Below are 18158 nucleotides of genomic sequence, written 5' to 3'. Positions count from 1 at the left end.
AGTTAAAAGGTTTGCATGCCGTATGAGCGCTGGCAGGTGGTCTGAAGTATGCTAATTGCATCACTTTTTAGATGGTGAAGAAAGTGAAACCCTGCTTCGGCAGGGTTTTTTATGTGTTGCACTATCGATTTTGGGTGGTTCTCAATGTGCTTTTGATAATAATTGACTGCGTTTGTTTAAGTAAATACAGATAGAAAGAGCAATCAGAGGTAGGATGGATGATGCAATAAATGCATGCGATTCGCTAATGTTCAGGCCGTTCGAAATACTAGAATCGGTCATTAAAGAATAAAATGCCACCCCGGCAGCAAAACCCATTTGGCGTAATGTACTTGTTATCGCGGCAGCAAGGCCTGAGTTCTCTGGCGCGACATTATCCATCACTACTCGTGCCATAATCGGATTCAATATGGCTGCCCCACACCCCATAATGAAAAGAGTGATATCCAATAGTAACCCCTGGTGTTTCACATTGGTATTGAAAAGGTATGCCAATGCCAGCAAACCGAGAGCGATGAAAACAAATCCACTCATGGCATTTAGTTTATCTTGCAGTGTAAAAACAGGGATGAGTGTTAAAGGAATGGAAAGACATAGCATAGACGTCATGACCATCATCGGGGAATAATTAAATTTCACCGTGATGTATCCGGGGAGAGTCACGAAAAGACTCCAGTAAGAGATAGAAAAGAAAATAGGGAGCAATAAAGAAATAAGGAAATTTCCGTTCTTCAGTTCAGGTAGTCGAGTAAAACTCTTTGAAGAAAATAGATGTAATGATCCAAGTGCAATAAGGCAAGCTATGATTATAGTGTAAAAAAGATGCCGGCCAAGGCCGGAGAATGTCTGATTGAAATACGGATTCATGGTGATGGACAGAAGGATAATTGTCGCAGGAAGCGTGCTCGTTAACGATACCTGACCAAGAGCCCCTTTTTTTAACGTCTCCATGGCAGTACTGCCAACAAATGGGAACAGTACTACCAAGCTCAGCGGGATGTTGATAAGCATAATCCATCCCCATGAAAGGTAGGAGACAATCAGGCTGCCTAAAATAGGCCCAAGAGCAAAACTTAAGCCAAGAAACATTGACCATTTTTTAAATGCACCTGCCCGGTTACGGGGGCCGCCAACGGGATACAGTACGTTAAGTAGTGCCATTGCTGAAGTATTCAGGAATGCTGCAGAAATTCCTTGAATCAATCTTATGGTGGTGAATTCCGTGAGGGTTTCACAATACGTTGAATAAACGGATGAAAGCACAAAAACAGATAATGAAGATAACAAGGTTAAACGGTAGCCAGTTTTATCGGTAATAATTCCTGCTGGCAATAGAAAGGCGGCAAAACCTGCCGTATATGAAATGCTTAACCAGGTGCCTTCCTTTATGCCAAAACCTAATCTGACGGCAATGTCAGGAATGGCGACGCCTAAACCGGTGGTATCGAAACCGATCATGAATGTCACAATCATGACGGATAAAAAAAATAGATCTTCCTTTTTTCGTAACATGCGACCTTCTTTATTATGCATAACAATAAAGAGCAAAGAGGCTCTCTTTGCTCATGGCGTTTAGCCGGTAATCAGCAAAGAATACTGCCATCAAGGAAGCGAGAGACATTTCTGTCAATCAGACAGGCGCAACGATCCCCCATTACGCCTAATGCCGTCAACCACATCTCCTCCAGTCTGGCTCTTGCCATATCAGGGCCTTTTTCATGTGCCAGTAATGACAGCATATATGTTGTTCCTGAAACTGTGTATCCGGCAAGCTGCAATCGTTCACATTTTTCAGATAATATGGCAGGGTTGGCTGTCATTTCTTTTATCGTTTCTTGAATGAACCGATGGCGAGATGCGATGGCGCTAACTTGTTCAGAATTAAGGAAAAGTGAGCGTGCCGTTTCATCACTGATGAAGTGCTTTAATGAACTCATCAAGTGATAGCTCTCCATGGGTTTTATGACCGAAACATCAGCACCATGCCATATATCCATCAGGGCCCATAAGTCCATTTCGATGATGTTTCCAGGTAGAATCTTTTGTCCCGTATTATGACCGACGCTATCAAGGTATACATAGGCTGTACTCGTCTCACTATTTTGTGAGAATGAGTAAATTTTCGTGTTTCCGCCTCCTGAAACAATTCCTTTTTTTGTCATCTTGACTTCTTCAGGAATCCGTCCAAGTGTAACGACACCATGAATCTTATTGATGGAAAGGATGTATCCGACTTTTTCCAGAAGCTCATACGTTCTCTCTTTATCAAACTCTCCCTGTGAATTTTGAACGCCCCATTGGCCGTCCTGCGTTAACGCAAGACCAAAAGGATCAACGATCAGGTTTATGTCCAACCCCACCAGTTCGCGTAGAATAAGAGAAATCAGCGTTTCGAACTCCGATAACCCGGCATTAATATCATCATGTTTTGATGCGTTAGAGACAAAGCGAAGTGAAATGTTTTTCACCCCCATAGCATGTGTTTTTATAATTTCCTCTGCTGCTCTCTTCCAGCCATACGTGAAATATCCCGGGAGGCCTTTTGCTGGTTTTTGTGCATTTTTATCTACATGCGAACTTACATCAACGGCCTGCGAGAGTATTGAAGGGGAAATCACCACGCTGGATTGAGTAATGACACGGCGGGTGAAGGTCGGCTTTAAAATCTCATATTCAATATTACTCATAACATACATCCCTTATATTTATGTGATTTGAGAACGGCACATATTTTTTAGTTGTGTTTTTATTTTTCCGCCCTTCCAATGTGTAAATAAATTTTTGTTTATTTATGGTCGAGCATTGACATTAATTCATTGCGAACTTGAATTAATCTCATGTTTGTGCCTGGATGGATATATGATTAATAATCACAGGTTGAAATATCTATTAGATGTTTCAATCAATGATGGCTGCTTATCTAGGATGAACGGTTGATAATGATGACGTATTGAGGGCTTTATACTGCCATATTGTTTTATAGGCTTTTAGTAAAATATTATTACGGTTACGGATGGATAACCTATTTTTTTTGCTTATTTTATTCTGAGAAAAATCAAAATGCAGGTATGGCCGTGGTTCTGTCGGAAAATTCTTTTTTATTCTGATTTTTTACTCGTCATATCTCTATAGCAGTAAAAAACTATTGTATTGATGTCTTTTGGTTCGCACTTTCACAATTTTTGAAACGTTTTGATATAGGTTTCGGTGGGCAGTTTTTTAATTAATATTTATATTTTTTAGTATGTTATGTTGATTGTTCTGTCTGGTGGCGTACTGAATCCTCAATAGGAAGTTTTAGGCGTGCATATTAATGTTCTAAAAGAATTGTTATCGCCACACGTTGCATAGCCTCTAAAATCACAAAAGCCCCGGCAGGGGCTTCTGGCTTCTTGTCGCTGTGCAGACGGCTTAGTTAAAGATCTCTGCGGTGCCGTGCAATTTATTCTGACCGCCGGCGGAGGTGATGCGATAGCTGCTGGCGCCTGCCGCGGCGGCTTTACTGGCCAGTGCGTCTTCCAGCGCGCTCAGGCTGGCGGCGCCGCTGACGGAAATCACGCCCATTTTCTGCGCGTTAGCGGCAGGCTGTGCAGCAGGTTGTTCGGCAGCCGTTGCGGTAAAGGCTGCGCCGGTCAGCAGTAAAGCAGTAGCAAATTTTTTGATGTTTTTCATGATGCAATCCTCAGAGTATTTTTTTATGTGAGTCGCCGTTGCGTCTCGATGTGTTAAATATTAACCAGGTGGTGGCGAAGTTAAAATCAGAGAGTTTTGAGTATCTCTGTCAAAAAAATTGATTTCTATACGAGGAGGCTGGCTGGCGGAGCAAATCATTCACCACTACCTTTAAATAAAGTGGGTTGGTGGAGGGTGAGTGATGACGACAAATGCATTTGTTGGCAGTTGGTCACTGGTGTCTTCGGTATTTAAGAGTGAAGCAGGCACGCTAAGCTATCCGCTCGGCGCGCAGGTGGTGGGCCGCATCAACTACGAAGCCAACGGCGCCATGGCGGCGCAGCTGTATAGCGCGGTGCGTCCGCGTTTTGCCTCGGAAGATCTGGCGCAGGGCAGCGACCAGGAGCTGCGGGCGGCGTTTATCAATATGATTTGCTACTTTGGCCGCTACCAGATTGATGAGCCGGATCAGCGGGTGATCCACCAGGTCGAAGGTTGTTCGTTTCCCAACTGGGTGGGCAGCCGTCAGGTGCGCTTTTATACCTTTGCCGGCGATAAGCTGACGCTGCGCACCGCGCCGCTGCAGATCGGTAATGGCGTGCAGATTGGCGAGCTGGTCTGGCAACGCATCGGGGACGCCGGATGATTACCGTTCACCACCTGAATAACTCGCGCTCGCAGCCTATTTTGTGGTTTTTAGAAGAGCTGGCGCAGCCCTATCAGGTGCAGCGTTATCAGCGTGAGGCGGGAAGCCTGCTGGCGCCGCCGGCGTTAAAGAAAATCCATCCGCTGGGTAAGTCGCCGGTGATTGTCGACGGCGATTTGACGCTGGCCGAGTCCGGCGCAATTATCGAATATCTGCAGGAAGCCTACGATGCGCAGGGGCAGTTTATGCCCACCGATTTTCATGCGCGTCAGCAGTACCGCTATTGGCTGCACTATGCGGAAGGGTCGCTGATGCCGCTGCTGGTGATGAAACTGGTGTTTGGCCGCCTCGGTCAGCCGCCGGTGCCGCTGCTGCTGCGCAAGCTGGCCGGTGCCATCGGTAAAGGGGTGCAGCGCAACTATCTCGATAGGCAGATCGCCGTGCACCGCGACTATCTGGAACGGCACCTGCGCGCTAACACCTGGTTTGCCGGCCATGACTTCAGCGCCGCTGATATCAAAATGAGTTTTCCGCTGGAGGCAATGGCCGCGCGCGGCGGGTTGGACGGCTGTCCACAGCTGCGTGATTTTCTGCGGCGCATTCATCAGCGCCCGGCTTATCAGCGGGCGCTGGAGCAGGGCGGCCCTTATCATCTGCTGCTTTAACCGTCTGGACTATACTCGATAGGTCACTGCTTCTCGGAGATGGCCCATGACGACTCAAATCTTTGTGAATTTGCCGGTCAGCGATTTGCCCGCCTCGATGGATTTCTTTGGTCAGCTGGGTTTTGCATTCAATCAGCAGTTCACCGACGACAGCGCCGCCTGCATGGTGGTGAGCGACACCATTTATGTGATGCTGTTAACCCACGATAAATTCAAAATGTTTACCCCCAACCCGATCGGCGATGCCAAACGGGCCACGGAGGTGCTGCTTTGTCTGTCGCGGCCCAGCCGTGCGGCGGTGGACGATCTGGTTCGCAAGGCAATCGCCGCCGGCGGCAACACCTATAACCAGCCGCAGGACCATGGTTTTATGTACGGCCACGGCTTTCAGGATCTGGACGGCCATATTTGGGAGCTGATGTTTATGGATCCGCAGGCCATGCCGTCCTGAACACGGGAGTCTCATCATGCGGCGGCCGAGTCCGCCGCGCTCTGCGCCAGACGTTAAAATCGCCGGATCGACGACTTTCTGCTTTGCTCGTCGCGATCTTTAGTTGATCGGACGGTATAGAAGGCTGGATAATCGTTTGCTTCAGTAAAAACACTATAAATTCACCCGTACCTCATGCCGAGAGTTAATCGTTTGCCTTGTGCGCGGCCGCTATCTGCCGCGCGGTGCAAGGAATTGGGAGCAAACGTGACGGAAACGATTCCGTCCTGTCGGCTGCGGACGTTAAAAACACCTTCTGCAACAGACGAGCAGTGATTACAGGGGACAGCAACATGTCGAATTCTCAAGCGAATAACGCCGCAACAGCAAAAGGCGGGCTTGATGGTTATTTTAAAATTTCGCAGCGCGGCAGCAGCGTGCGGCAGGAAGTGGTGGCGGGCCTGACCACCTTTTTGGCGATGGTCTATTCGGTGATTGTGGTGCCGAGCATGCTGGGCAAGGCCGGTTTCCCGCCGACCGCGGTGTTCGTCGCCACCTGTCTGGTTGCTGGCTTCGGGTCGCTGCTGATGGGGCTGTGGGCTAACCTGCCGATGGCGATCGGCTGCGCTATCTCTTTGACGGCGTTTACCGCCTTCAGCCTGGTGCTGGGCCAGCAGATCAGCATTCCGGTGGCATTGGGAGCGGTATGTCTGATGGGGCTGCTGTTTACCGTGATCTCGGTGACCGGCATCCGCTCATGGATCCTGCGTAACCTGCCGATGGGCGTGGCGCACGGCACCGGCATCGGTATCGGCCTGTTCCTGCTGCTGATCGCCGCCAACGGCGTCGGCCTGGTGGTGAAAAATCCGCTGGACGGGCTGCCGGTGGCGCTGGGTGCCTTTACCTCCTTCCCGGTGGTAATGACGCTGCTCGGGCTGGCGGTGATTTTCGGTCTGGAGAAGTTGCGGGTGCCGGGCGGCATTCTGCTGGTGATTATCGCCATCTCCGTTATCGGCCTGATTTTCGACCCGGCGGTGAAGTATCAGGGGCTGTTCGCCATGCCGAGTCTGGCCGACGATCAGGGCAACTCGCTGATTTTCAGCCTGGATATCATGGGGGCGCTGCAGCCGGTGGTGCTGCCGAGCGTGTTGGCGTTGGTAATGACTGCGGTATTTGACGCTACCGGCACCATCCGCGCGGTGGCCGGGCAGGCGAACCTGCTGGATAAAGACGGCCAGATCGTCAACGGCGGCAAGGCGCTGACCTCTGACTCGGTCAGCAGCATTTTCTCGGCGCTGGTGGGCGCGGCGCCGGCGGCGGTGTATATCGAATCGGCGGCGGGCACCGCAGCCGGCGGTAAAACCGGCCTGACCGCTACCGTGGTGGGCCTGCTGTTCCTGCTGATTCTGTTCCTGTCGCCGCTCTCCTATCTGGTGCCGGTGTATGCGACGGCGCCGGCGCTGATGTACGTCGGCCTGCTGATGCTCAGCAACGTCACCAAGCTGGATTTTGACGACTTTGTCGACGCGATGTCCGGCCTGCTGTGCGCGGTGTTTATCGTGCTGACCTGCAACATCGTTACCGGCATTATGCTGGGTTTCAGCGCGCTGGTTATCGGCCGCGTTTTCTCCGGTGAATGGCGTAAGCTGAATATCGGCACCGTCGTCATTGCCGTAGCGCTGGTGGTGTTTTACGCCGGTGGCTGGGCCATCTAAATCCTCAGCCGGGGCGCGGTTGGCGCGCCCCGGTTTCAGATTACTCTCCTTAATCTATTTCGCCGTTTTGAAAGGCACAACAAGCTTTCACCGACGTAAAAAAAGTGATCTACTATTTGGCACATACTCTGGCAATACGCCTTTGAGGTCGAAACCGTAGAGTCTAAGGAAAGCATGGAAATCTTTTTTACAATCCTCATTTTGATCCTGGTGGTCTCCCTGTCCGGGGTGGTGACGCGTATGTTGCCGTTCCAGGTGCCGCTCCCCTTAATGCAAATCGCCATCGGTGCGCTGTTGGCCTGGCCGCATTTCGGGCTGCACGTGGACTTCGATCCGGAACTGTTTTTAGTGTTGTTTATCCCGCCGCTGCTGTTTGCCGACGGCTGGAAAACGCCGATGCGCGAGTTTATTCACCACGGCCGCGAGGTGCTCGGGCTGGCGCTGGTGCTGGTGCTGATCACCGTGGTCGGCGTCGGCTATCTGATCTACCTGATGGTGCCGGGTATTCCGCTGGTGGCGGCGTTCGCGCTGGCGGCGGTGCTGTCGCCGACCGATGCCGTGGCGCTGTCCGGCATCGTCGGCAAAGGGCGCATCCCTAAACCGATTATGGGCGTGCTGGAGGGCGAGGCGCTGATGAACGACGCCTCAGGCCTGGTGTCGCTTAAGTTTGCCATCGCGGTGGCGATGGGCACCATGGTGTTCACCGTAGGCGGCGCGACGCTGGAGTTCCTCAAAGTGGCGATCGGCGGCCTGCTGGCCGGCGTGGCGGTCACCTGGACCTACAGTAAGTCGCTGCGCGTGATGAGCCGCTGGAGCGGCGACGACCCAGCGACGCAAATCGTCTTTTTACTGCTGCTGCCGTTCGCCTCCTATCTGATTGCCGAACATATCGGCGTATCGGGGATTCTGGCGGCGGTAGCCGCGGGGATGACCATCAGTCAGTCCGGCGTGATCCGCAATGCGCCGCTGGCGATGCGTCTGCGCGCCAACAGCGTCTGGGCGATGTTGGAATTCGTGTTTAACGGCATGGTGTTTATCATGTTGGGTCTGCAACTGCCGGGAATTCTGGAAACCTCGATTCTGCAGGCGGAGCTGGATCCGACGATTCAGACCTGGTACCTGTTCGCCGACGTGGCGATTATCTATGCCGCGCTGCTGCTGCTGCGCTTTACCTGGCTGTGGCTGATGAAGGGCGCCAGCAAACGGCTGCTGAAAAAGCGTCCGCTGCAGTTTGGCAACTACACCACGCGTGAGCTGTGGGTGGCGTCGTTCGCCGGGGTGCGCGGGGCAATTACGCTGGCCGGTGTGCTGTCGATTCCGCTGCTGCTCAGCGACGGCAGCGCCTTCCCGGCGCGTTATCAGTTGGTGTTTATCGCCGCCGGGGTGATCCTGTTGTCGTTGATTGTCGGCGTTATTGCCCTGCCGCTGTTGCTGCGCGGCGTACAGGTGGCGGACCCGAGCGTCAGTAAGGGCGAAGAGCGGATGGCGATTGCGATGGCGGCGGAAGTGGCGATCGAGAGCATCAACAAAATGGAAGAGCGGCTGACGGCGGATACCGAGGAAAATATCGATCCGCAGGTGCTGAAAGAGGTCAGCTCGCGCGTGGTCGGCATGCTGCGCCGCCGGGTTGCCAGCAAAGACGATATTGAAAACGCGCTGGAGCTGGAAAACCTGGAGCGACGCTTCCGCCTGACCGCGCTGCGCGCCGAACGCGGTGAGCTGTACCATCTGCGCGCGACGCAGAAAATCAGCAATGAGACGCTGCAAAAGCTGCTGCACGATCTCGACCTGCTGGAGGCGCTGCTGGTGGAGCGCGAGGGGTAAACCGGCGCGTGCCGGACTAAGCAGAAGGGGCTGAAGAGATTCAGCCCCTTCAGAGTGCTGACAAAGTTAGTTATTAGGGAGAGCGTGGCGATGGGGTCGTAGCGGCGTAAGCCGCCGGAGCGCCCCTCGTTACGCTAGGCCCGGGTATCTCGGGCCATCAGACGACTTTGTCATCAACCTCAAGGGGCTGAAGATATTCAGCCCTTTTTTATTTCATCATCGACAGGTGGTCGCGGCAGCAGGCGATCCACGCCTGGGCGCTGTGGGACAGGTAACTGTCCTGACGCCAGATCAGCCCGACCTTCCACTCCATCAGCGGTTCCAGCGGCAGCCAGATCAGGCTTTCCTCATCCAGCCACTGACAGACCGGCTCCGGCAGGGCGGCGATACCGACGCCGGCCTGCACCATTGAGGCCAGAAAATCCCACTGGCCGCTGCGCACCGCGATGCGCGGCTCCAGTTCGGCGCGACGAAAGGCCGCCATCAGCATCTTATACAGCGCAAAATCTTCGTTATAAATCAGTATCGGCCATTCGGCCAGCTCATGAATGCTGATGTGGCTCCGCTGTTGCCAGTGCGTATTGCGCGGCACCACAACGGACATCGGGTGGGTCAGCAGCGGCAGAAAGGTCAGCTGCCGGTCGGTATCGGGCGAGTAGACCGTCATTGCCAAGTCCAGTTCGCCCGCCAGCACCCGCTGTTCACCGGACAGGCCGCCCAGCTCGGAGATGCGCAGTTCAATGCCGGGATAGGCGTGGCGAAAGTGGCGGATGAGATCGGCGATTTGCCGGCCGACCATCGGCGGGATGCCCAGCCGCAGCACGCCTTTTCTTACCGCGCTGATGTCTTCCAGCTCGGCCTCCAACTGGCGGAATTCGTCGAGGATCGCCACGCCGCGCTGATAGACCGCCTGGCCGCTGTCCGTCAGGTGCAGCTTGCGCCCCTCGCGGATCAGCAGGGTGCACTCCAGTTCATCCTCCAGATGGCGCAGCATCTTGCTGATGGTCGGCTGGGTGACGAACAGTTTTTCCGCCGCGCGGGTAAAGCTTTGCTGACGCACGACTTCGACAAAGTAGCGTAGGGTACGAACATCCACAATTCGTTCTCCGATGGGCAATACCGGCGGGAAACTATTCCCTTAAGGCATGAAGTGGATAATTTTAATTCATTTCAGTACGGGTTTCCCGGCTGCGTATACTGTAATCCGTCATTTTTTTGCTTGAGGCCGCTCTCCATGTCCCTGGCGTTACGTCGTGCTGCGCCATCCCTGCTGGCTCGCCTGCAGGTTCCCGTTCAGGTTGTTTTGTATGCGCTGCTGTTTTTGCTTGCCGAGCAGTTGGTGGCGCATTTCCATCTACCGTTGCCTGCCAATATTGTCGGCATGCTGATGCTGCTGGCGTTGATCGTGCTGCGCGTGCTGCCGCTGCGTTGGGTACAGGCCGGCGCGCGCTGGCTGCTGGCGGAGATGCTGCTGTTTTTCGTCCCGGCGGTGGTGGCAGTGGTTAACTACGCGCAACTGCTGATGGTGGAAGGCTGGAAGATTTTTCTGGTGATCGCCGTCAGCACTATGCTGACGCTGGGGGCCACCGGGCTGGTGGTGGACCGCGTCTATCGCTTCGAACTCTGGCTGCAGCGGCGCAAACGTCATGAATGATTTTATCCTCAGCCTGCTCTGTCTGGCCGCTACGCTGGCGCTCTATTTTGCCAATAAGCGGCTCTATCGCCGCCGTCGCAGTCTGCTGCTGATGCCGCTGGTGCTGACACCGATGATTCTGGTGCTGTTGCTGGTGGTGACGCATATCTCCTATCGGGACTATATGGGGGAGACCCACTGGCTGCTGTGGCTGCTCGGGCCGGCGACCATTGCCTTTGCGGTGCCGGTGTATGAGAACCTGCATATTATCCGCCGTCACTGGCTGTCGCTCAGCGCCGGAGTGGCCACTGCAGTATGTGTGGCGGTGTACAGCTCGGTCTGGCTGGCGCGGCTGCTGACGCTGCCGGAAGAGGTACAGCGCAGCCTGGCGGTGCGTTCGATCACCACGCCATTCGCGCTGGAGGCGGCGAAGCAGATGGGCGGCCAGCCGGATCTGGTGGCGCTGTTTGTGGTGATCACCGGGGTGTTCGGCATGGCGGTGGGGGATATTCTGTTTTTGCGGCTGTCGGTGCGCAGCCGTCTGGCGAAGGGGGCCGGCCTGGGGGCGTCGTCGCACGGCGCTGGCACCGCGCGCGCCTATGAAATGGGGCAGGAAGAGGGCGTGGTGTCCAGTCTGGTGATGATGCTGGCCGGCATTATCACCGTGCTGGCCGCGCCGCTGATCGGCCTGTGGATGTGGTAATACGCATCAGATAAACGCCGGGATAATCCGGCGTTGAACGTTTAGCGGCGGGCTGTATCGATCAGCTCGACCACCAACGGCGAGTGCGCACCACGCAGGGCAGCGCGTTCAGACTGGAACAGCGTGGCAACGTAAAAGCGGTGCGTCGGCAGCTCGATGGCGCGCACGTCGCCTTCGCTGTCGTGTGCGCTGACGATCAGCGGGAACTGTTGCAGCTGGCCGACAAAGTCCGGGTTGACGCCGAAGTTGCAGTGATAGCCTTCATGGGTCTCAAGAGCGCCGTACGCTTGCGCAATGCGGGTGTTCGGCTGCAGCAGCACGGTGCCGGTTTTTTCCACCAGTGAGCAGCTCAGCGGGGTGATAACCAACCGCCCCGTGCTGTCGGTCTCTGCGTGGGTCGCATCATGCCAGCCCATAACGTTGCGGGCATACTCCACCACCGCGTACTGAAAACCGCCGCAGGAGCCGAGGAAAGGAACATCATGCTCACGGGCGTAGCGGATGGCGGTAAACGCTCCGGCATCATGACGGTACGGGCTGCCGGGCACCACCCAGATCGCATCATAGTCTTGCAACACGGCGCTGTCGGTAATGGTCTCGGTGGGGATCCAGCGGGACTGAACGTCAATATCAAGGTGGGAAGCGGCAAGCGTGAGCGCGGTGGGAATCGCCTGGTGGGCGACGGCTTCGGGGCGATAGTCGCCGACCAGTGCAATGCGAACCTGAGATTTCATCACTTTCTCCTGCGTGGGTAAAAAGAGATGTTAGAGCAAAGTTAACAATTCGTCTGCTGCGTTAAAGGAGATGCGCACGTTTTGCCGGCGGGGGCATTTGCCCCCTGATACAGCATGTTAGTACAGCGAAGGCGCGCCGGCCGGCCGGGTCTTAAAGCGGCGGTGCAGCCACATATACTGCTCCGGCGCGCGCATAATCTCTTTTTCCACCACCTTGTTCATATAGGCGGCAGCGGCCATTTCGTCGGTAAGCGGGTAGTTTTCCAGCGCCGGCTGGATCAGCAGATCGTAACCGGCGCCGTTTTCACGGCGAATCAGCACCACCGGCACCAACGCCGGCTGTGCCATACGCGCCAGCATAAAGGTGCCGCTGGTGGTTGCCGCCTGATCGACGGCGAACAGCGGCGCAAACACGCTGCCGCGCGGGCCGTAATCCTGATCGGGCGCGAACCACACCGCTTCGCCGCCTTTCAGCGCCTGCACCATGCCGCGCAGGTTCTTACGGTCGAGCATCGCCTTATTGGAGCGCATACGGCCTTTGGTCTGCGCCCACTCCATCGCCTTGTTGTTGTGCGGGCGGTACATCGCCATCATCGGCTGGCACAGGCCCATCGCCCGGCCGCCCAGTTCCAGCGACATAAAGTGCACGCCAATCACCAGCACGCCGCGGCCGTTCTGCTGCGCCATCTTCAAGTGATTGATGCCGGAGACGTTAAACCAGCGCTTGACGCGTTTATCCGACCAGAACCAGGCGATGCCGGTTTCCAGCAGCCCCATACCGAGGGATTCAAAATTGCTGACCACCTTGCGCTCGCGTTGAGCGGCATCCATATCCGGGAAGCACAGTTCCAGGTTGCGGCGGGTGATGGTGACGCGGCGCTTCAAAAAGCGCATCGAGGTGCGGCCCATCCACACGCCGAGCTTATGCAGCAGCGGGTAGGGCAGCTGTACCAGCAGAAACAGCACTGCCAGGCCAAACCAGGTCAGCCAGTAGCGGGGGTGCAGCAGGGCACGTTGGAATTCTTGCGGACGTTTCATAGTCACTCATTTATGCATTAAGGGTAAAAAACCTGTAACGCATAAAGAAGCCACTCAATAGCGATACAATGACTCAGACACTGGGTCGTGGTTATCGTTTAGTCGGATCGTGAAATTGACTAAAACTTTACATTCGAAGGGCAAATCGCGCTGCGCATCGGTCGGGAAAGGCGCGACCGCGGCAATCTGAGGGGCTCTAGGAACGTTTATTGTACCATACCCTACGACAGTAAACAGAGAAGGAGGATGCGAAAAATCTTATTTAGCCGGCGTTCTGCGTGCGCATCTTGACCGAGATTATATCCCCGCTAGCCACCCGCATTTTAGAGGCGGAACCATGAAAATGAGGGGCAACTTTCCAGACAACCCTTGATCGCAGATAGATAACCCGACCGCAGATATCGTTGAGTTGGAAGCGGATTATCCGGATACGCTCAATGCGGAATTTGGCGCTCGTCGGGGGGATGACATTACGTTGGAAGAATGGGGAACGCCAACAAAGGATTTTTTGGCGCAGACCGGGCTATTAGCGACAAACCATCTGAGGCAGGAGGTCGAATCATTGATCCGCGTATCGCCAGAAAAGAAAAAGGCGCTTATCAAATGAGATAAAGCGCCTTTTTTCAACACGTTAACTGACTAGTATCAGTTCATGCCGTATTTTTTCAGTTTCTTGCGCAGCGTACCGCGGTTGATGCCCATCATCAGGGCTGCGCGGGTCTGGTTGCCACGGGTGTATTGCATCACCATGTCCAACAGTGGCTGTTCAACTTCAGCCAGTACCAGCTCATACAGGTCATTCACATCTTGACCGTTCAGTTGAGCAAAATAGTTCTTCAGTGCTTGTTTAACCGAGTCACGCAGAGGCTTTTGAGTCACTTGATCCTGTGAGTTTACGGTAGAAACGGTCAGTACGTCAGAATTTACGCGTTGTTCGAACATAGTTCTGTCAGCTCTTTTTTTACGCTAGATTTTCGAAATATGCCTCCAACGCCTCCAGCTGTTCGCTGGCATCCTCTATGGCGTTGAATGTGCGCCGAAACTGGTCATTCGGGGCATGCTCCTGGAGATACCAGGATACGTGCTTACGAGCAATCCGGAATCCCTTGCCTTGGCCGTAAAAGCCGTGCAATTCCCGAATATGCCCGATCAACAAGCGCTTCACCTCGCCAAGCGGCAACGGCGGCAGCAGCTCCCCTGTGTCCAGATAATGCTGGATTTCCCGGAAGATCCAGGGTCTCCCCTGAGCAGCGCGGCCTATCATCAGGGCGTCGGCCCCGGTGTAGTCAAGCACTGCTCTGGCTTTATGCGGGTCAGTAATATCCCCATTCGCAATAATCGGAATGGAAACGTTCTGCTTAACTGCCCGAATGCTGTCGTATTCCGCGTCGCCGTTAAACAGGCAGGCGCGGGTTCGGCCATGAATCGTCAGGGCCTGAATACCACAGTCTTCGGCCAATTGGGCAATCTCTACACAGTTACGGTGTTCCGGCGCCCAGCCGGTACGGATTTTCAGCGTTACCGGCACATCCACGGCGTTGACCACCGCCAGGAGGATCTGTTTCACCAGATCCGGGTGCTGCAACAAGGCAGACCCTGCAAGTTTCCGGTTCACCTTTTTAGCCGGGCAACCCATATTGATGTCGATGATCTGTGCACCGCCGGCGACGTTAATCTGCGCGGCGGCAGCCATATCATCCGGAACGCTGCCGGCGATTTGCACGGAGCGAATCCCAGGTTCATCGCTATGAACCATGCGCAGACGCGACTTATCCGTCCGCCACACCTCCGGATTGGAGGAAAGCATTTCGGATACAGCCATCCCAGCCCCCATTGCATGACACAAGGTTCTGAATGGGCGATCTGTAATGCCGGCCATCGGGGCCGCAATCAGGCAATTTGTTAACTGGTGGTGTCCAATGCGCATAGACAAAGAATGACCGTACTGTGTCCGCAAGGGCGCGTATATTACGCATTTTTTCGCCGAGATGAAAGGCCAAACTTTGACCAATTTGCGGCAATCGATAGCTGAAAATGCGCACCCCGACGACGGATGAAAATATTATATATAATTAACAATAACTTGACTGATTGTGCTGCTTTTGTGTTCAGGCAAATAATCAGCGGGTGACAGGATATTATCTCTAAATGAGACGTATTTTTACCGCGATCGGCTGGCGTTACCGCGCCCTGTACGCGCATTATCGCGATTTTCGGCTGAAAAATCATCAGCAGACCAATAGGATGCACGGGCGTGTATAACGCGCCTGCGCGGCTTATTTTGCGCCGATAAGGAGAATGTTAAGGGGATGCTGCCCAAACGCTTTAGCGCTCGCTGACGGCGGTGTGAGGCGCTGATAGCGACAGCGTCGTGCCGATGCCCGGTGGCAATAAAAAACCCGCCGGTGGCCGGCGGGCTTTCAGAGAGGGCTAGCGGCGGCGGCCGGTAATGCGGCACCACTCTTCCCGTTCGGCGACCGGATCCAGCACGAAGAGCTCCTGATAGGCTTCCGCCACGCTCTCCGCCTGGGTTGCCAGCACGCCGGACAGGCCGAGGTCACCGCCGGATTTCGGCAGGCAGCTAATCAACGGCGCCAGTTCGCGCAGCGGGCCGGCCAGAATATTGGCGACCACCACGTCGGCCTGCAGCCCGGCCGGCTGGTCCTGCGGCAGATACAGTTCCAGACGCTCAGAGACGCCGTTGCGCTCCGCGTTGTCGCGGCTGGCCTGGATCGCCTGCGGGTCGATATCGATGCCGATGGCGCGCGCCGCGCCGAGTTTTAATGCGGCAATCGCCAGAATGCCGGAGCCGCAGCCGAAATCAATCACGGTTTTGCCGGCCAGATCGAGGCCGTCGAGCCATTGTAGACACAGTGAAGTGGTCGGGTGCGTGCCGGTACCGAAGGCCAGGCCCGGGTCCAGCATCACGTTGACCGCGTCCGGGTCGGGCACGTCGCGCCAGCTTGGGCAGATCCACAGGCGCTCGCCGAAACGCATCGGGTGGAAGTTATCCATCCATTCGCGTTCCCAGTCTTTATCTTCCAACTGTTCGATTTTGTGACGAAAACCGGCGCCCAGCAGCGGATGCTGTTCCAGCATGGCCACTACCTCGGCCATATCGGTTTCCGCATCGTACAGGCCGATAACGTCGGTATCGCCCCACAGCAGGGTTTCACCGGGCAGCGGCTCGAACACCGGGTTGTCGTGGGTGTCCTGAAAGGTCACCGAGACCGCACCGCTTTCAACCAGCGCATCGCTCAGCGCTTCCGCCTGGTTGCCGGTGGTGTTCAGTTTTAGTTGGATCCAAGGCATAACAATTCTCTTTAAGAAGATAAAGATGACGCCGGGCGGCGTTTTTCGCCGACCAGGTTACCGATGTAAAACGCCAGCAGGCTGACCAGCAGCGCGGGCACGATAGGATGCAGCCCCGCGAGCTGCAGATTGAAGCTGGCTAATAGCGTATAGCATACCGCACCTGCCGCCATTGAGCTAAGGGCGCCCTGCGCATTAGCGCGCTGCCAGTAGAGGCCCAGCACCAGCGGCCACAGGAATACCGCCTCCAGACCGCCAAAGGCCAGCAGGTTCAGCCAGATGATCATTTCCGGCGGCCGCCAGGCGGCCAGCAGCACCAGCAGCCCAAGCACCAGCGTGGTCAGGCTGGAGAAGCGCTTGATCAGCTTCTCGTTCTGCTGCTGTTGCGGGCGGACGCCAAGATACAGGTCCTTGATGATGGTGGCGGACGACTGCAACAGCTGCGCGTTGATGGTCGACATAATGGCCGCCATCGGCGCGGCCAGGAAGATGCCGGCGGCGTACGGCGGCAAGACGGTAACCATCAGCGTCGGGATCACCTGATCGGGCACCTGGAGATCCGGCAGCACGGCGCGCCCCAGCGCACCGGCCAGGTGCATGCCGAACATCAGCAGCGCCACGACGATGGTGCCGAGCACGATGCCGCGATGCACCGCTTTGCTGTCCTTATAGGAGATGCAGCGCACGGCGGTGTGCGGCAGGCCGATGACGCCGAAGCAGACGAGGATCCAGAACGAGGCCATAAAGGGCAGGCTGAGGATCTGCTCGCCGCCCTGCGGCGATACCAGTGCCGGATCGATTCGCTGCAGCGTATCGACGGCGCCGTGCAGGCCACCGGCGGCATGGATCACGCCGACCAGCAGCAGCGCGGTGCCCAGCAGCATCACCAGCCCTTGCATGGCGTCATTCAGCACGCTGGCGCGGAAACCGCCGAAGGCGGTATACAGCGCGATGCTGACGCCGAAGATCAGCAGTCCGCTGTCGTACGGAATACCCGCCGCGGTTTCCAGCAGGCGGGCGCCGCCGATAAACTGTACCGTCATGGCGCCGAGGAAGGCGACCAGCAGGCTCAGGCTGGCCAGCCACACCAGCAGGCGGCTTTGGTAGCGGGCGAACAGCATATCGTTGAGGGTGATGGCGTTGTAGCGCCGCGCCAGAATGGCGAATTTTTTACCGAGCACGCCGAGCGACAGCCATACCGCCGGCAGCTGGATCATCGCCAGCAGCACCCAGCCGAGGCCGTATTTGTAGGCGGCGCCGGGGCCACCGATAAACGAGCTGGCGCTGATGTAGGTGGCGGTCAGGGTCATCGCCAGCACAAAGCCGCCCATCGAACGGTTGCCGAGAAAATATTCGCTGAGGAAGTTACCGCTCTGCCGGCGGCGATAGGCGTATATCGACAGGCCGAATACCAGCAGCAGGTAGGCGACCAGCGGCACGATCACTTCAGTTTTCATCGCGGTCCTCCAGCGGAATATCGCGGAAGATGACGCGCACCATCAGCCAGCACAGGATAATGAACAGCAGCGGAACCAGCAGACAGGCCATTTCGAACCAGTGCGGCAGGCCGGTGACGCCGATTTGGCTGTCCGGCAGATAGGCGGCCAGCGCCCAGGCCAGCACGTAGAAGAGGGTCAGACCCAGCGCCCAGCGCGCTTCGCGGTGAGCCTGAATAAAGCGTTTTTCCATCCGTTTCTCCCCCTCTTACCCATGAATTGCAGCGTGTAACGCCGGCGTGAAATGCATCGGGCAGAGGCTTATGGCTATGGATTTACCAGAGGAGGGG

Annotated in this window: 18 protein-coding genes; 7 read left to right on the top strand and 11 right to left on the bottom strand. The window is 55.7% G+C overall.

Annotated elements, in window-relative coordinates:
* Positions 1-141: 141 nt before the first annotated feature.
* From CLM71_RS21505 to CLM71_RS21495, 3 genes are all read right to left on the bottom strand, one after another.
* Positions 142-1512 carry an MFS transporter gene (locus CLM71_RS21505; RefSeq protein ID WP_158684852.1) on the bottom strand — a complete coding sequence of 457 codons (1371 nt, stop codon included), beginning with the start codon at positions 1510-1512 and terminating at the stop codon, positions 142-144.
* A 71-nt stretch (positions 1513-1583) separates the two neighbouring features.
* Positions 1584-2687: a hypothetical protein gene (locus CLM71_RS21500; protein WP_105232811.1), complete on the bottom strand. Its 1104-nt coding sequence runs from the start codon at positions 2685-2687 to the stop codon at positions 1584-1586.
* A 724-nt stretch (positions 2688-3411) separates the two neighbouring features.
* Positions 3412-3672 (bottom strand): YdgH/BhsA/McbA-like domain containing protein, encoded by a 261-nt coding sequence (locus tag CLM71_RS21495; protein WP_105232810.1) that lies wholly within the window; start codon positions 3670-3672, stop codon positions 3412-3414.
* A 202-nt stretch (positions 3673-3874) separates the two neighbouring features.
* Here CLM71_RS21495 and CLM71_RS21490 point away from each other — a divergent pair, with 202 nt between their 5' ends.
* The 5 genes from CLM71_RS21490 to CLM71_RS21470 all read left to right on the top strand — a co-directional run bounded on the left by CLM71_RS21490 (position 3875) and on the right by CLM71_RS21470 (position 8952).
* A complete protein-coding gene (locus tag CLM71_RS21490; protein ID WP_105232809.1) occupies positions 3875-4318 on the top strand; it encodes a lipocalin-like domain-containing protein in 444 nt (147 codons plus the stop codon).
* Positions 4315-4983, top strand: coding sequence for a glutathione S-transferase family protein (locus CLM71_RS21485; protein WP_105232808.1), 669 nt, complete (start codon positions 4315-4317; stop codon positions 4981-4983). Before CLM71_RS21490 ends, CLM71_RS21485 begins: the two co-directional genes overlap by 4 nt.
* 46 nt (positions 4984-5029) lie before the next feature.
* Positions 5030-5434, top strand: a complete 405-nt coding sequence (locus CLM71_RS21480; protein WP_105232807.1) for a VOC family protein — start codon at positions 5030-5032, stop codon at positions 5432-5434.
* A 332-nt stretch (positions 5435-5766) separates the two neighbouring features.
* Entirely contained in the window at positions 5767-7128 is a 1362-nt protein-coding gene (locus CLM71_RS21475; RefSeq protein WP_105232806.1) for an NCS2 family permease, read from the top strand.
* Positions 7129-7302: 174 nt separating this feature from the next.
* Positions 7303-8952: a Na+/H+ antiporter gene (locus CLM71_RS21470; RefSeq protein WP_015962058.1), complete on the top strand. Its 1650-nt coding sequence runs from the start codon at positions 7303-7305 to the stop codon at positions 8950-8952.
* A gap of 208 nt (positions 8953-9160) precedes the next feature.
* On the opposite strand, the gene CLM71_RS21465 is transcribed toward CLM71_RS21470, so the two are convergent.
* A complete protein-coding gene (locus tag CLM71_RS21465) occupies positions 9161-10048 on the bottom strand; it encodes a LysR family transcriptional regulator (protein WP_105232805.1) in 888 nt (295 codons plus the stop codon).
* A 138-nt stretch (positions 10049-10186) separates the two neighbouring features.
* On the opposite strand from CLM71_RS21465, the gene CLM71_RS21460 reads away from it, so the two are divergent.
* Positions 10187-10606: a CidA/LrgA family protein gene (locus tag CLM71_RS21460; RefSeq protein WP_105232804.1), complete on the top strand. Its 420-nt coding sequence runs from the start codon at positions 10187-10189 to the stop codon at positions 10604-10606.
* Positions 10599-11288: an LrgB family protein gene (locus tag CLM71_RS21455; RefSeq protein WP_105232803.1), complete on the top strand. Its 690-nt coding sequence runs from the start codon at positions 10599-10601 to the stop codon at positions 11286-11288. Before CLM71_RS21460 ends, CLM71_RS21455 begins: the two co-directional genes overlap by 8 nt.
* Positions 11289-11329: 41 nt before the next feature.
* Here CLM71_RS21455 and CLM71_RS21450 read toward each other — a convergent pair whose 3' ends face one another.
* From CLM71_RS21450 to CLM71_RS21415, 7 genes are all read right to left on the bottom strand, one after another.
* The gene (locus CLM71_RS21450) at positions 11330-12022 is read right to left on the bottom strand and encodes a CTP synthase (protein ID WP_105232802.1); all 693 of its coding nucleotides are present in this window, start codon (positions 12020-12022) and stop codon (positions 11330-11332) included.
* Positions 12023-12139: 117 nt separating this feature from the next.
* Positions 12140-13060: a kdo(2)-lipid IV(A) palmitoleoyltransferase gene (lpxP, locus tag CLM71_RS21445; protein WP_105232801.1), complete on the bottom strand. Its 921-nt coding sequence runs from the start codon at positions 13058-13060 to the stop codon at positions 12140-12142.
* Between the two features lie 645 nt (positions 13061-13705).
* A complete protein-coding gene (gene fis, locus CLM71_RS21435) occupies positions 13706-14002 on the bottom strand; it encodes a DNA-binding transcriptional regulator Fis (RefSeq protein WP_000462905.1) in 297 nt (98 codons plus the stop codon).
* Between the two features lie 19 nt (positions 14003-14021).
* The gene (dusB, locus tag CLM71_RS21430) at positions 14022-14987 is read right to left on the bottom strand and encodes a tRNA dihydrouridine synthase DusB (RefSeq protein ID WP_099050014.1); all 966 of its coding nucleotides are present in this window, start codon (positions 14985-14987) and stop codon (positions 14022-14024) included.
* A gap of 503 nt (positions 14988-15490) precedes the next feature.
* Positions 15491-16372, bottom strand: coding sequence for a 50S ribosomal protein L11 methyltransferase (gene prmA, locus CLM71_RS21425; RefSeq protein ID WP_105232800.1), 882 nt, complete (start codon positions 16370-16372; stop codon positions 15491-15493).
* An 11-nt stretch (positions 16373-16383) separates the two neighbouring features.
* Entirely contained in the window at positions 16384-17829 is a 1446-nt protein-coding gene (gene panF, locus CLM71_RS21420; RefSeq protein ID WP_105232799.1) for a sodium/pantothenate symporter, read from the bottom strand.
* Complete coding sequence (locus tag CLM71_RS21415) at positions 17819-18061, bottom strand: YhdT family protein (RefSeq protein ID WP_105232798.1); 243 nt, start codon at positions 18059-18061, stop codon at positions 17819-17821. The genes panF and CLM71_RS21415 overlap by 11 nt, the downstream gene beginning before the upstream one ends.
* Between the last annotated feature and the right edge of the window lie 97 nt (positions 18062-18158).

The organism is Serratia sp. MYb239, assembly GCF_002966855.1.
GTDB lineage: Bacteria > Pseudomonadota > Gammaproteobacteria > Enterobacterales > Enterobacteriaceae > Serratia_B > Serratia_B rhizosphaerae.
Note: the sequence above shows the minus strand (reverse complement) of the source record. Positions and strands in the feature narration are given on the sequence as shown.